We start from the raw sequence: 14,782 nt of genomic DNA on the forward strand, positions 1-14,782 counted from the left end.
CTGAATTTAATCTTTAATCACGCCACGAGCACGTAAAATGGCGGTTTTAAAATCTTCTTCGTAATCTTTTTTCAGTCCTGGTATCACATCTGTCGGCGCTGAACCGCGCATTTTCAGATGGTAAATCAAAATATCATCAGTCAGATCAGATAATTGACCTTTAAAACCCGCTTCATCAGCCAGTTTCTGCAATAATTGAACTAAGTTTAAATCAGAATTTTCTTCCCAAACTGGGTGCAGTAATTCCATAACTTCATTAAGACGGTGACATTTCATACAAAAAATCCTTATTATTAATTACAACAACAAAGTACCAATTATTATCCGATAGAAAAAGGAAACCTCTGTCAATATGCGTAAAGATTACGCTTTTTTGATAAAAATTGCTGTCGCTTTACATGAAATCTCATTAAGTCGATATTTTTTATTAGTATATCGTCTTTACTTGATAAAAATCGTTCGGAAATTTTAGCCAATTTATTCACAAATATTGAATATGAAAATGAAGAATATTACAGGTGGTATACTTGCGGGTGGCCAAGCAACACGAATGGGAGGTGCTGATAAAGGGCTTCAAATTCTACATGGACAGCCTTTATACCACCATATAGCCCAAAAACTAGCACCTCAAGTTGATAGCATACTGATTAGTGCTAACCGAAATTTAGAACAATATCGCCAAAGCCAATATCCCGTTATTACCGATGAAATAGAGGGATTTTCAGGGCCTTTAGCTGGCATGCTTACGTTATTAAAGCAAGCCTCAACACCTTGGGTTGCCTTTGTACCCTGTGATGTCCCCTACTTTCCTCTTAATTTAGTTGAAAAACTCTATAAACAAAGAGGAGAAGCATTAGCCGTTTATGTTGATGATGGTGAAAGAGAGCATCCTACCTTAGCACTGTTAAATCGTCGTATTATTCCTATGCTAGAAGCTTATTTAGCACAAGGTGATCGAAAATTAATGTTGTTTATGAAGCAGATAAATGCGCACCCGGTTTTATTTGCAGATCAAGCAAATGCTTTTATTAATTTAAATACCCCTGACGATATTGAAAAAGCCAACAAATTAGAAAAATAGGAATGAAAAATATGGCACAAGTAGATTTACCCCTTTTAGGGATCACTGCATGGAGTGGAACGGGTAAAACGACACTTCTAAAACAACTTATTCCACAATTACGCAAAAGAGAAATTCGTGTAGGTATGATCAAACACACTCATCATGATATGGATGTGGATAAACCCGGAAAAGACAGCTACGAACTTAGAAAAGCAGGAGCAGACCAAACATTAGTCGCAAGCCAACAACGTTGGGCATTAATGACAGAAACTCCAGAAATCCCAGAATTAGATTTGTATTACCTCGCATCTCGCTTTGATGCGAGTAAGCTGGATTTAATCTTAGTGGAAGGATTTAAAGGCGAAACTATTCCTAAAATTGCCCTTTATCGCCATATCAACAACCGTGATTTTAATGATTTACTTGATGAGCACGTTATTGCCGTCGCCAGTGATTGCGATTTAAGCGTCAATTTTCCATTACTTGATATCAACGCACCTGAGGCTATTGCAGAATTTATTGCAGATTGGCTGAAGCGGATGAAATAAAAATCTCAAATAATAAAGCGCCCTATAAAGGCGCTTTATTTTCAATTAAATAGAGGAAATTAAGCAAATATAATTGCTTGATAAGGCTGAAGAATAAAATGGCCTTGTCCATCTTCCACTATTGGACTGTTATGCAAATAAATATTTTTAGCGTTAATGGTTAGTGTTTTTTCTTCACCACTAAAATTACAGTAAATATTGACTGAGTTGCCTTCATAAGTACGCTTAAAAGCAATCACATTTTCTGGTGAATCTAATGGTAAAAACTCACCGTAAATCAGAATATCACTGATCTCTGAATGTCGTCTTAATGCAATTAATTGTTGGTAATAAGCGAAAAGAGAGTGCTTATCGTTCGTTTCTTGTTGCGCATTAATATCGACATAGTTAGGGTTAACTTTTAACCAAGGTTTACCTGTACTAAAACCACCATTTATTTCACTATTCCATTGGAAAGGTGTTCTTGAGTTATCACGACTACGGCTATTAAAGTATTCTATAATTTGCTTATCGCTATAACCTAATTTCTTGCCCCATTCATGCAATTTAAACACATGTAAATCATCATGTTCCTCTAATGTCATAGGGCAATTTGTCATGCCGATTTCTTGCCCTTGATAAATAAAAGGCGTCCCTCGTTGAGTTAATAAAAATGTCGCTAACATTTTGGCACTAATAGGATTAATGCCTCCTTTAGGAAGAAATTTATTTAATGAACGAGGTTGATCGTGATTTTCTAAATAAGGTGCCCCCCAACCTACTCGTTGAGTATCTAATTGGCTTTTAATAAATACAGGTTTTAATCTTTCACCTGTGATTGGATTTATGGTAAATGGTTTCTCATTACGAATGTCTAAGTCAGCAATACTAAAATCGAATACCATAGAGAAATAACCATTCTCACCAACATAAGCACGTAAATCTTTTTCAGGCACGTCAATTTCTGCAACTGTCATACTATTTGCTGGCTTAAAAGTGTTCTCAGCTAATTCAGTTAAGAACTTATCAATGCCAGGTTGATTTAAAACCCAAGGTACTAAAGATGCAGAACCATCATCTTTATCGGGTTCAAATTGATATTCAGATAAGGCTTCAGGGGATTTTTTTAAATTACCAATCGCATCAATACGAAATCCAGCAATACCTTTTTTGATCCAGGCATTAATCATATTGATAATATCTTTACGTAATTGTGGATTTTCCCAATTTAAGTCCGGCTGTTCAGGGCCAAATGAATTGAAATACCAACGATTTGTTTTTCCAACACGACTCCAAACAGAGCAGTCAAAATAAGTACGTAAATTATTAGGAGGAGTCGGCTTATCCCATTGTTTAAATATATAGTAATCGGCATATGGGCTATTTGGATCTTCAATTGCGGCTTTAAACCATGGATGCTCATCAGAAGAGTGATTTAATACTAAATCTAATAGAATTTTAATATCACGTTTTTTAGCTTCGCTAATTAGCTTATCTAACGCGTTATTATCCCCAAAGATAGGATCGACAACAGAATAATCAGCAATATCATAACCATTGTCTTTCATTGGCGATTTAAAAATGGGGCATAACCAAATAACATTTGTACCGAGTGACTGAATATAATCTAATTTCTCTGTGATCCCTGCTAAATCCCCAACACCATCCCCGTTACTATCATAATAACTCTTAGGATAAATTTGATAGACCACCGCTTCTTTCCACCAAGAATTAGACATATTCACCCCACTAAGGTAATTAGTATTTATGGAACTGTTCCATAATTAATATAAGTTACTATAGACACTAAAATTGCGAATAAGGCCATTAACCTACAAAAATGTGAAATAGCTCATACTAAAAAAACACAATTACCTCATTAAATATGGCTTTGTATAAATCAGATTAAGATATATTAAGCATTCAACTAATAAAAAGGAGCACAGCATATTCAATGGCCGGGATCCGTGATGTCGCAAAAAAAGCCAATGTCGCAGCAAGCACTGTTTCTAGAGCATTAAATAACAGTGGTTATGTATCTCAAGCTGCACGAGAAAAAATAAAGAAAGCGGTAGAGGAATTAGATTATATTCCTGATACTTGGCTAAGAAATTTATATCAACAGAAAAGTGCCGTTGTTGGTGTCATTATTAATAGCCTTGAATACCCTTATTTTGCGACAGTGACACGTTTTATTGAAAATAAGCTCGCTGAAAATGGCTATAGCATGATGTTATGTGCAACACAAAATAGCAAAGTACGCGAACGTATATTTTTTGATATGCTCAAACGTGGTCAGATCGACGGTATTATTGCAGAATATCTATTATTGGATGATAGAGAATATCAACATATTAAAAAGCCTGTGGTAACACTAGATCGTCATCTTCGTGATATTCCATTGGTTTGCTCTGATCACCATACTGGCGGTCGATTAGCAGCAGAACACCTTATTCAAAAGGGTTGCAAAAAAATCCTCTATATTGAAGATAACTCAAGTTATTTATCATCAACACCTTCATATCAAAGCTGTTTAGCTTTTAAAGAAACGCTTATTCAGGCAGGTATTAAACCTATTCCATGCAAAGTAAATTGGAAGGAAGAAGAGAAAGATTATTTTCACTCTTTTGCCACAAAAATACTTTCTTTGTATTCAGATATTGATGCCATTTTTGCCGCTGATATTCCAGCAATGGCATTATTTAATGAAGCAACAAGACGAAATATTGCCATTCCAGAACAATTAAAAATTGTTGCTTACGATGGAAGCCCTTGGTTAAATCAGACACTGCGCCAATTAACTTGTATTGAACAGCCCTTTGAAAAACTGGCTGAAAAAAGTGTAGAAGTGATTAGTGCATTAATTGAGAATAAAGAAATAGCAGATAACGTCTCTGTTATTCCAGTGAAGTTTATTCAAGGTGAAAGTAGCTAAGACATAATTTATAAATATTTACGTATTTCAATTAATTATAGATCTGGTGGTAATAGTGGTAAATCGTTATAGGGTGTTTTAGGAAACCAACTCATATGTTTATAAAACTCATTTATATAGACATATAGCTATAACATGTCTATACCATAAAAAAACGCCAAAGAAAGTTGCCCCTCTTTGGCGTTTTATTCGATTATGTTTTACTTCAAAATTGAGTAAAAGCTATCGTTCTTATTTTGCAGGACGGACAGCGATGACTTCAATTTCTACACGCCATGCTGGATTTGCCAGTTTAGCGATTTGGAACGTTGAACGAGCTGGCAGTTGTTCAGTTTTCGAAGCATCAAAGTACTTAGAATAACCGTCCATAAAGCCTTTAAAGTCCATCTCACCTTTAGTTTCTTCACCACCGACTAAGAAGACTTGCATTTTAACAACGTCTTTCATGTCTAAGCCAAGTTCATTCAGATGAGTTTTGATTTGCTCTAATACACTGATAGTTTGTTCTTCAGTGTTACCATAAGAAGCTAATACACCTTCTGGCGCATCTGCTGATTTCTTAGCGGGTACTTTGCCACTTAAGAAAACAAGGTTGTTACCTGCACTAACTTCAACAGACTCCGAAATAGGCATACCGTTTAATTTATGGTGCACAACACCCTCCGCATTCGCACTTGCTACACCAAAAATAAAAGGTAGGGCAACAAGTAAACTTTTATAGCGCATGAAAACTCCTTAACATGTTTAATTTACAGTAAAACAAGGGGTTACTTATTTCTTAAAACGATCCATACTAAATGGCGTTGGATCAATAACTGGTTTTTTGCCCGTTACGATATCAGCAGTCACTTCACCTGCTGCTGGGCCTTCGGTCATACCCCATACTGTCGCGGTATTGATAACCAGACCAGGGTATTCTTTGACCTCAGAAATAATTGGTAATTCATCAAATGTTGGGCTAACAACAGCTCCCCAACGTTCAACGACTTGTGATTTTTCAAATACTGGGAATTCCGCTTTCATTCTTTGGAATACAGCATCTAAGTGCTCAGTATTTTGTGTTGCTGTTGCTGTACGATATTGTTCAAACGGTGTTTTTTCATCTAATTTCCAAGATGTTGCCATCTTGAATGAATTAAATAAGTCTTCACCGATAGAGAATTCTAATGGCAGCTCACCACCACCTAACAGATGCATGAACTTAGGCCCTAACAAGAAGCTATCTTTCACGATAGAACTTGTGAAAATACGTGGTGCGACAGCATAAGTACCATCGGCTTGTTCACGGAAGTGAATACCATTTGGTAAATGCACATTGCCACGAGGTGCGCCCGGAACACCTGATACACGTTGCTGTGATAAGTAAACATTCAGCGTTGGAATATCAATGCCCATGTTACCCATAAATAAACGTGACCAAATACCACCCGCAAGAACAACGTGAGATGTTCTAATTGCGCCTTTTTCTGTTACAACATCAGAAATTTTACCACCCGCAGTTTCGATACCTCTTACCGCGCAGTTGGTGTAGATTTTTACGCCAATTTGTTTAGCGTAACGAGCTAATGCAGGTGTTCCTGTTTCTGGATCAACAGAACCTGAGTCTTCTTCAAAAGCAGCAACAGTCCATGGTGTTTGGGCACCAACAAGACGGTTTGATAACTCTTCACCTTTAATAATGCGAGTATTTAATGGTGTATCAAATCCAGCCGTTTCTTTAGCTGTTTTGATCCATGCTTGAGCTTTATCAAACGCTTTTTCATCAGCAAGGGCTTCTACACGACCTTGTGTGCGATAACTGGTATCGGCACCAATTTTCTCGTTCATTCCACGCCATAAGATTTTCCCGTAATGGTGTAATGGGAAAATTTCTGGTGATGTCTGATAACTAATAATTTGGCTGTATGCTCGGCCCGATTGTTCACCGCCAATCTCGCCTTTTTCTAAAATAGTGACACTCATGCCACGTTCTGCAAGGTTGATAGCGGTCATGATACCTTGGATACCAGCACCGATAATCACTGCATCAGACTCTTTAGGCAGAGCACCCTCTGTGCCTTCGACAAATGATACTCTAGATTTAGTTTCAACGAATTTGCCATCACGGCGAACCATTGGAACTAACGCAGCGCCACCAGCTAAAACACCCGCAGCACCAACACCTAAAAGCAGCTTTCTCCTTGAAATTTTCATCTTCTACCTCAGTAATGGATTTACCATTTATATTTATAATGTTATTAATTTGTATCTTTAAAAGTGGATATTATCATAGTTCATTACATTGTTAATAATTATAATTATTTGTTAACCATTTACCTCAACAACAATATCCATAGATACAATATGGTCAATTTAATCGATTTTTCTCATAAAAAAACATCATTTAAAGACATTCCTTCCCTGAATGAGTCTAGGTTACTCTATGATAAATAAAGATATAATTACCCACCTTAACATTATTAATAAAAAATATAATTGTTTATTTAATTAACATTTAGATACAAATCAGTATGTAAACCTGTCAATATTTGTTTACAAAACAAGCAAAACCCATCGCACAAATGCATAAAATAAAAAGAGGATATCGATTAGGTAATAACCTTTTTTTTACAAGTCGATAATTTTACTTAATCACTGGTTTATTGGTTAGTTAGTAGACGAATATGCTTTTTTGGGAAAATAGGTAGAAAAGAGGATGTTTGAGTCCGAAACAAAACGGGGCTAAGTACAATTTTTCAATAAAAAAGCCAGAGAGTTAACTCTGGCTTTTCATGTAATTATAAAAGTAAGCTGTATAAATATAGCTTATCTCATCGTAACAAATTCTTCTGCTGCAGTTGGGTGTATTGCCACAGTATCATCAAAGTCTTTTTTCGTTGCGCCCATTTTCAGTGCAACAGCAAAGCCTTGTAACATTTCATCCATACCAAAACCAATACCATGAATACCAACAATTTTTTCGTCTGCACCAACACAAACCAACTTCATACGACATGGTTGACGATGACGAGTCACTGCACTATACATCGCTGTGAAAGACGATTTGTATACTTTGACCTGATCAGCACCGTATTGCTCAACCGCTTGGGGCTCTGTTAAACCAACAGTACCAATAGCAGGATGGCTAAATACAACGGTCGGAATATTTGAATAGTCTAAGTGTTCGTTAGGTTTGTTATTAAATAAACGCTCTGATAAACGACGCCCGGCGGCAACAGCAACGGGTGTTAATTCAACCGCTCCTGTGTTATCGCCAACCGCATAAATACCTTTTACATTGGTATTTTGGAATTTATCAACTTTGATATAACCTTTTTCATTTAACTCGACGCCCGTTACTGCCAGATTCAGGTTATCTGTTGCAGGCTCACGTCCAATTGCCCAGATTAAAGTATCAACAGTCTGCTCTGTACCGTTTTCTAGTTGTAGCGTTAAACTTCCATCTGCATTTTTAATCACAGCTTTAGGAATAGCATGTGTATGTAACTTAGGCCCTTCGGTTTCCATCACTTCTAACAGTGTTTCAACGATTAATGGGTCGAAATTACGCAGTGGTGCATGTTTACGCACAAATAGATGTGTTTCGCTACCTAAAGCATTTAATACACCAGCAAGTTCAACAGCGATATAACCAGCACCAACAACAGCAACGCGTTTTGGTAAGGCTTTTAATTCAAAGAAACCATCAGAATTAATACCATACTCAGCGCCCGGAATATTAGGTTGAACAGGACGGCCGCCTGTTGCAATCAGAATATTATCAGCCGTGATCTTCTCACCGTTGACTTCAATAGTATTGGCATCAACAAAACGAGCAAACCCTTGGATAACATCAACTTTGTTATTGCCTAAAACACGGTCATAAGATTGATGAATACGGTCAATATAAGCAGAACGGCTACTGATGAGTGTATCCCAATCAAAACGGTTCACTGTGGTATCAAAACCATAATCAGGACCGTATTGATGAATAGCTTCGGCAATTTGGGCTGCATGCCACATCACTTTTTTAGGTACACAACCCACGTTTACACAAGTGCCACCTAATGCTTTCGCTTCAATTAATGCACATTTTTGGCCATACATTGCCGCTCTATTAATTGAAGCGATACCGCCACTACCGCCACCGATGGCGATATAATCGTAATGTTTGCTCGTCATTTCTCTGATCCATTTATCTGTAGAAAAATAGGTAACTCACAGGCTAAGTCTTTCATATCATGATGTCTATTATGACAAAATTTAAAACATAGCACGTTAGATTTTAACTTTTACAGTAATAGGCAAAAACAATAATAAAGATGCTTATTCTGGTACAACCCACTCAACTAATGTATGTCCAATCCCCTCAGGAACTAAGGTTTTATGTAACCAAGGGAGTATTGATTTCATTTGTGATTCTAATTTCCAAGGTGGATTAATCACAATCATCCCTGATGCCGTCATTCCCAATTGATCACTATCAGGTTTTACTGCTAATTCGATTTGTAAAATCTTACGGATCCCTGTTGCTTCAAGCTCTTTTAACATACGTTTGATTTGCTGACGATGAACAACAGGATACCAAATCGCATAAGTTCCCGTCGCGAAGCGCTTATGGCCTTCAACAACACCTTTAACAACAGCAGAATAGTCTTGTTTAAGCTCATAAGGTGGATCAATTAATGCAAATCCACGACGACTTGGAGGAGGTAACTTAGATTTTAATTGACCAAAACCATCTTCACGAGAAACTCTAGCTCGCTCATCACGAGAGAATTCAGTACGTAATAAAGGAAAATCTGTTGGATGTAATTCTGTTAGTACTAAAGAATCTTGTGCTCTTAGTAATTTTCCCGCTAATAGAGGAGATCCAGGATAATAACGCAGTTCTCCACTTGCGTTTAATTCTCCGACCGCTTCAAGGTAAGGCAAAATAAGCTCTGGCACCTCTTCTTGTTGCCATAAGCGCGCAATCCCTTCTAAATATTCGCCAGTGCGAGTCGCATGAGCATTGGTTAATTGATAACGTCCAGCGCCAGCATGAGTATCAAGATAAAGAAAAGGTTTCTCTTTCTCTTTTAAAGACTCAATGATGAGTGTTTGAACAATATGTTTTAAAACATCGGCGTGGTTGCCAGCATGGAAACTATGGCGATAGCTCAGCATTCTTTATCTTCCGTTAGAAATAAGTATAGCTTAGTAATTAATTTACTCTGAAATCGTGATTAAACTCAGTGTATCAGAAAAAGCCGAACTTCTTCATTGAAAGCGAAAGAAACGTTGTGTCTTAGTATTCAACCGTTATGATAAGTCCATATTTCACTTTAGTTTAAATAGGATAATAAGATGAAAAAATTACTTTTTACTGCCATAACCCTAAGTTTACTCGCAAGTAATGCTTATGCTGATAGATCAATCAATGGCTGCGAAATAAAAAAACAAAATATCCAAAAACAGATGGAATATGCGAAAGCACATGGTAATCAATACCGTATCCAAGGTTTAGAGCGAGCATTGCAAAATGTTGAACGCTATTGCACACCAGAAAAAGTGGTTGAAAACACACGCCTTGAATTACGTGAAAAACAACTCGATGTCAAAGAGCGTGAACTTGAATTAAAAGAAGCGCAACTTAAAGGTGATGCAGATAAAATTGCTAAACAAGAAAGAAAACTGGCTGAAGAAAAAGCAGAATTAAAAGCCATTGAAGATGAATTAAATCTACTGACAAAGTAGTCATTATCAGTAATTAATGCCTACTCCTTATTTGACTGTGAAATACAGAATAAAATAATAAGTGAGTAGCCATTCTCTTATTAAACTAAACTTAATTTCAGAATTGCTGTATTGGTTTTTTATCCTTTATTAAGTACAAGATTATCTACGCCTTTTGATAGAGCATCATCTACACTTAAGCCAGAACAAACAAATACATCTCCTAAATCAGTGGCTAATTACAATAAGCATAAGGTGTGTAATAGAAATTAAGCTATGATATTTTTGAGTGAAAACTATAGTAGTGACACTCAATTATTAAAAATGGACAGATCTAATTAAAGAGGATATATGTCAGAAGAGCAGCAACCCCAAACAGAAAATGAAAAAACTCAACTGACTCAGCCGCTCAAAAAAGGGCTGGAAAAAGGGCTCCATGGCGGAAAAAAAGCCATTGGTGTTGGGATTAAAATCAGTAATTTTATTACTAACATTCCTTTTATTGCACATCTAATTCGCACCGCCGAACGTTTTACTGACAGAATGGGAAATCAGTTTGGTGCCGCCATTACCTACTTTTCATTTTTATCATTAATCCCTGTATTAATGCTTTCCTTTGCTTGTGCGGGTTTCGTTTTAGCTTCAAACCCAGATTTACTCGCTAAATTAATTACAGGTGTTGCAAATAGCATTGATGACCCAACGCTTGCATCCACTGTTCAACAGAGTATTGATACCGCAGTTCGCCAGCGTACAACTGTTGGTTTAACTGGTTTAGCGATTGCACTTTATTCTGGTGTCAATTGGGTGGGTAATTTACGCCAAGCAATTTTGGCGCAATCACGCCCCGTTTGGGAAAGAAATAAAGAAGAGCAAGAAAAAATCTATTTCCGCTATTTTCGTGACTTTTTAGCGCTAATTGGCTTACTTTTTGCGTTAATTGTCACTATTACACTAACTTCTGTGGCAGGTTCAGCCCAAAGAATGATTGTTCATACACTAGGGTTAGATGGTATTGAATGGCTAACACCAGCATGGACAACAATCGGCTTAACTATTTCCATTACCGCAAACTATTTACTCTTTTTATGGATTTTGTGGATCTTGCCTCGTCATCAGCCCAAACGGATTTCACTTATTAAAGGTACTCTTATCGCTGCGATCGGTTTTGAAATTTTGAAATCGGTAATGACATGGATGCTACCAAGAATAGCCAGTTCACCTTCAGGCGCTGCATTTGGTTCAGTGATAGGTTTAATGGCTTTCTTCTACTTTTTTGCCCGATTAACGCTCTTTTGTGCCGCATGGATAGCCACTGATGGCCCAAATATGCGTAAAGAACAGCTGGCTGAAACGCAATCAACATCTTAACTTTATGATAAAACTATATGGTTAATTCCCTGCATTAACCACCTATAAATAACGTAATAAGGAAAAACAATGCCATACGTTAATATTAAAATTACACGCGAAGGTGCAACCGCTGAGCAAAAAGAGCAACTTATTGTGGGAGCAACACAACTTTTGGTTGATGTATTAGGTAAAAACCCAGCGACTACCGTTGTAGTAATTGATGAAGTTGAAACAGACAACTGGGGAATAGGCGGTAAAACAGTAACAGAATTACGAGCAGCAACAAAAAATAAATAATGAATTTCTGCAATATAAATAAAGGGTGCCAAGTACACCCTTTTTGCTGATTTATTTTCCTGACAGATAAGGAAGTAACTATGGTTCAATCAATAACTGATGCTTTTCATGCCTTACCTTCAGCAAGTGCTATCTATATTACAGGCGCAGGCATCCAATACCCTTTTGGTATGGCACACGGATTTGCCGACGAAAGTACCCAGAAAAAATTAACTGTAGATACGCCTTTTCGAATCGCTAGTAATACAAAAACCTTTCTCGCTGCCGCTTTTTTACGTTTATGGGAACAAAATGCTCTGTCTCTTGATGATGACATAACGAAGTATTTAAGTGCTAATTATCAACAGACATTATTAGAGCTAGGCTATGATCTTAAGACCATTACACTACGCCATTTATTAAGCCATAGCAGTGGTTTATTCGATCATGCAAATGAAGCTTATCTTGAAGATGTAATTAAAGATCCCTCTCATAAATGGACACGAGAAGAGCAAATTACACGCTATACTCAACAAGTTTTTCCCATTATCCCTGCGGGGAAACGCTTCATTTATTCAGATACAGGATATATTTTGCTAGGTGATATTCTTTCTCAGTTTATGAGAAAAGATATGGCTACTGCCGTTCGTGAACTATTGCATTTTCAAGGCTTAGATTTGCCACAAACGTGGTGGGAAGGTTTAGAACCACAACCCAAGCATCCCAAAGCGCGTGCCAGACAATTTATAGGCGAACATGAAGGAACTCATATTGATGCTTCAATGGATGCTTTTGGTGGTGGCGGACTTGTGATGACAACCCTTGAATTAGCTAAATTTACAGCTGATCTCTTCGAAGATAGAGTTTACTTGCATCCATCAACCTTAAAAGAGATGAAATGGCAAGGCTCACACTCTGGGGCTGCAAATTATCGTTTAGGTTTAATGGCTGAAGAAACTAGTCTAGGTACGCTTTACTATCACCTTGGTTACTGGGGCTCAGCAGCGTATTACTTACCTGAAAAACAGATTGCTATTGCAGGTTTTACAACCCAACGAAATAACCGTGACGATTTGATAGCTATTATTAAAGAAGCTTTTAAACGTCTTTAAGATCAAACAAATAAAAAGCCAAAAATTGGGGTCACTTCAAATATAGAAATAACACTTTTGGCTTTTTGTTTGCTTTGTGGCTGATATATTTTCAATATCAGCCTATCTTTGCTCTATTACGATTTCTTCGTTGGTGTTGTTTCTACCGCTGGAGTTGTTACCGCTGGGTTTCAACTGCTTTACTGGGTGTAGTCGTTGTGACAGGAACAGATGTATTTGCCGTTTCTGGATGAACTTGCTTTTCAAATTGAATGCGCAATTCACCTAGATTTACAGTTGGCGTTTCACCACTTTGCGTTAGCACAAATGCAATATCTTCAGATAAAACTCTTGAAAGTTCCTGATTTAACGTCTCTTTTGTTAAGCCCGCTAAAAATGCTTGGCGTAGGCGCTGATATTGTTCAGGTGGAATATCAATAATATTGCTTTGTTGCGATAACAGACGCTGATTAATTAAAATAGCCGTACTGGTTTTTGCATAACGCGCAAATAATTGAGTTAATTGAAGTTGTTTCTCTTGTTGCAACTCTTGGTACAACTCATCGCTGATACCTTGGTTACGCAAGCGACCCAATTCTTCTCCTACCCATGATGCTAATGCAGGAATGTGTGCTGTAGCAGTATCAAGATTTAAAGAACAACTTGCACGCTGATATTGTACTCGGCAATCAATGTTAATTTGAGTGCTGTCATTTTCTTTACGTTGTTCAAGGCTACGACCTAAATGTACGAAAATCACTTCACGAGCTAAATCACTTAACCAATATTTATTTAACGTATCAGAATCTTTTACTGGCGACCAATTTAAATCCCAAATTAAAGCAATTTGGTCTTTTGCACGCATAGGCTCTTGTACATATAACGTTTCAGGTTTCATATCAGCAAGAACAGGGACTGGAACTGGCGTTACACGCTTTCCTGATAGAGATGAAAAAGCCTGATTAATACTTTCAGTTAATACTCGATTATCAACATTACCTGCAACATAAAGCGTCATCATATCTGGGGTGTACCAACGCTGTTGGTAATCCGACAACTCTTTAGTATTTACTGATTGATTAACGGGTTTGCCCGGATTGTGGCCTTTTAAATTAGAGCCTTCAAGACGTGAGCGCCAGATAGGAGCTTCAATATTAACAGGAAATGTTGCAATCGGAAGTGGTGATTGAACTGCGTTACGAACCGCATTTTCTGTGTATTGTGCAGGTTTAGCAATACCTGCTAATAATGCAAAAGCATCCTTTAACAACTCAGGCTGGTTGTTCGGTAAACTTAGATTATAAACAGTAAAATCATATGAAACGATCATTGGAGGTAACGGATAGTCAGGATCTAGCGCATTTTTCCATAGATTATCGCGTTTCTCTGGCGTTAAACCTGTATTTTCCAAAACATTGAGTTTGGACACTAAGGATGAAAAACCCGTTTCACTGCTTTTTTCTGATAAAGACCCCGTATTAACTAATAAACGGATCTGTATTCTATCATTTGGGCGTTGCGGTGTTTGTAATATTTGCCACTGAAAGCCATTTGCTAGTCGCCCTTCTTGCCAAGCCGGATCAGGCTGTAAAGCCTCTGCTTGAACTTGGCAAACAACAGCGCCGAACATAACGCTTCCCAATAAAATTCGTGTCATTACACCCTGCATGTGAACCTCTGTTGTATTAATCCTTGGTATTAAACCACTTATGAGGTTTAACAATAAGTGCCAAAAGACATGTTAGATGTTGGATGTCTATTTTTTGTTTTATCATTCTTTATCACCACAAAAACATGAAATGAAATCACTATAGTGATTAGACTCATTATGGCGTAAGAA

General features: G+C 37.3%; 14 protein-coding genes. 7 read left to right on the forward strand and 7 right to left on the reverse strand.

Going from position 1 to position 14,782, the window contains the following annotated elements; genetic code table 11:
* Positions 1-6: 6 nt before the first annotated feature.
* On the reverse strand, positions 7-276 hold the full coding sequence (locus GTH25_RS16665) for a YihD family protein (RefSeq protein WP_075673332.1): 270 nt from the start codon (positions 274-276) through the stop codon (positions 7-9).
* A 220-nt stretch (positions 277-496) separates the two neighbouring features.
* Between GTH25_RS16665 and mobA the strand changes: the two genes are divergently transcribed.
* Together mobA and mobB are read left to right on the forward strand one after the other, a co-directional pair.
* A complete protein-coding gene (gene mobA, locus GTH25_RS16670; protein WP_075673333.1) occupies positions 497-1,081 on the forward strand; it encodes a molybdenum cofactor guanylyltransferase MobA in 585 nt (194 codons plus the stop codon).
* A gap of 11 nt (positions 1,082-1,092) precedes the next feature.
* The gene (mobB, locus tag GTH25_RS16675) at positions 1,093-1,611 is read left to right on the forward strand and encodes a molybdopterin-guanine dinucleotide biosynthesis protein MobB (RefSeq protein ID WP_075673334.1); all 519 of its coding nucleotides are present in this window, start codon (positions 1,093-1,095) and stop codon (positions 1,609-1,611) included.
* Between the two features lie 59 nt (positions 1,612-1,670).
* Here mobB and GTH25_RS16680 read toward each other — a convergent pair whose 3' ends face one another.
* Positions 1,671-3,329: a glycoside hydrolase family 13 protein gene (locus GTH25_RS16680; protein ID WP_075673335.1), complete on the reverse strand. Its 1,659-nt coding sequence runs from the start codon at positions 3,327-3,329 to the stop codon at positions 1,671-1,673.
* Positions 3,330-3,544: 215 nt separating this feature from the next.
* Between GTH25_RS16680 and GTH25_RS16685 the strand changes: the two genes are divergently transcribed.
* Positions 3,545-4,525 carry a LacI family DNA-binding transcriptional regulator gene (locus GTH25_RS16685; protein WP_075673336.1) on the forward strand — a complete coding sequence of 327 codons (981 nt, stop codon included), beginning with the start codon at positions 3,545-3,547 and terminating at the stop codon, positions 4,523-4,525.
* 231 nt (positions 4,526-4,756) lie between these two features.
* On the opposite strand, the gene GTH25_RS16690 is transcribed toward GTH25_RS16685, so the two are convergent.
* The 4 genes from GTH25_RS16690 to GTH25_RS16705 all read right to left on the reverse strand — a co-directional run bounded on the left by GTH25_RS16690 (position 4,757) and on the right by GTH25_RS16705 (position 9,673).
* Positions 4,757-5,251, reverse strand: coding sequence for a RidA family protein (locus GTH25_RS16690; protein ID WP_069369589.1), 495 nt, complete (start codon positions 5,249-5,251; stop codon positions 4,757-4,759).
* A gap of 45 nt (positions 5,252-5,296) precedes the next feature.
* On the reverse strand, positions 5,297-6,718 hold the full coding sequence (locus tag GTH25_RS16695) for an NAD(P)/FAD-dependent oxidoreductase (protein WP_075673337.1): 1,422 nt from the start codon (positions 6,716-6,718) through the stop codon (positions 5,297-5,299).
* Positions 6,719-7,330: 612 nt separating this feature from the next.
* Complete coding sequence (gene gorA, locus GTH25_RS16700) at positions 7,331-8,686, reverse strand: glutathione-disulfide reductase (protein ID WP_099075969.1); 1,356 nt, start codon at positions 8,684-8,686, stop codon at positions 7,331-7,333.
* Between the two features lie 144 nt (positions 8,687-8,830).
* Positions 8,831-9,673, reverse strand: a complete 843-nt coding sequence (locus GTH25_RS16705; protein ID WP_075673343.1) for a 23S rRNA (adenine(2030)-N(6))-methyltransferase RlmJ — start codon at positions 9,671-9,673, stop codon at positions 8,831-8,833.
* A gap of 180 nt (positions 9,674-9,853) precedes the next feature.
* On the opposite strand from GTH25_RS16705, the gene GTH25_RS16710 reads away from it, so the two are divergent.
* The 4 genes from GTH25_RS16710 to GTH25_RS16725 all read left to right on the forward strand — a co-directional run bounded on the left by GTH25_RS16710 (position 9,854) and on the right by GTH25_RS16725 (position 12,963).
* Positions 9,854-10,243: a DUF1090 domain-containing protein gene (locus GTH25_RS16710; protein WP_075673344.1), complete on the forward strand. Its 390-nt coding sequence runs from the start codon at positions 9,854-9,856 to the stop codon at positions 10,241-10,243.
* 330 nt (positions 10,244-10,573) lie between these two features.
* Positions 10,574-11,593, forward strand: a complete 1,020-nt coding sequence (gene yhjD, locus GTH25_RS16715; RefSeq protein WP_075673345.1) for an inner membrane protein YhjD — start codon at positions 10,574-10,576, stop codon at positions 11,591-11,593.
* Between the two features lie 69 nt (positions 11,594-11,662).
* Positions 11,663-11,872 carry a 2-hydroxymuconate tautomerase family protein gene (locus tag GTH25_RS16720; RefSeq protein WP_075673346.1) on the forward strand — a complete coding sequence of 70 codons (210 nt, stop codon included), beginning with the start codon at positions 11,663-11,665 and terminating at the stop codon, positions 11,870-11,872.
* An 80-nt stretch (positions 11,873-11,952) separates the two neighbouring features.
* On the forward strand, positions 11,953-12,963 hold the full coding sequence (locus GTH25_RS16725; RefSeq protein WP_075673347.1) for a serine hydrolase domain-containing protein: 1,011 nt from the start codon (positions 11,953-11,955) through the stop codon (positions 12,961-12,963).
* 157 nt (positions 12,964-13,120) lie between these two features.
* On the opposite strand, the gene GTH25_RS16730 is transcribed toward GTH25_RS16725, so the two are convergent.
* On the reverse strand, positions 13,121-14,599 hold the full coding sequence (locus tag GTH25_RS16730) for an insulinase family protein (protein ID WP_235410057.1): 1,479 nt from the start codon (positions 14,597-14,599) through the stop codon (positions 13,121-13,123).
* Positions 14,600-14,782 lie beyond the last annotated feature (183 nt).

Source organism: Proteus terrae subsp. cibarius, assembly GCF_011045835.1.
GTDB classification, from domain to species: Bacteria; Pseudomonadota; Gammaproteobacteria; order Enterobacterales; family Enterobacteriaceae; genus Proteus; species Proteus cibarius.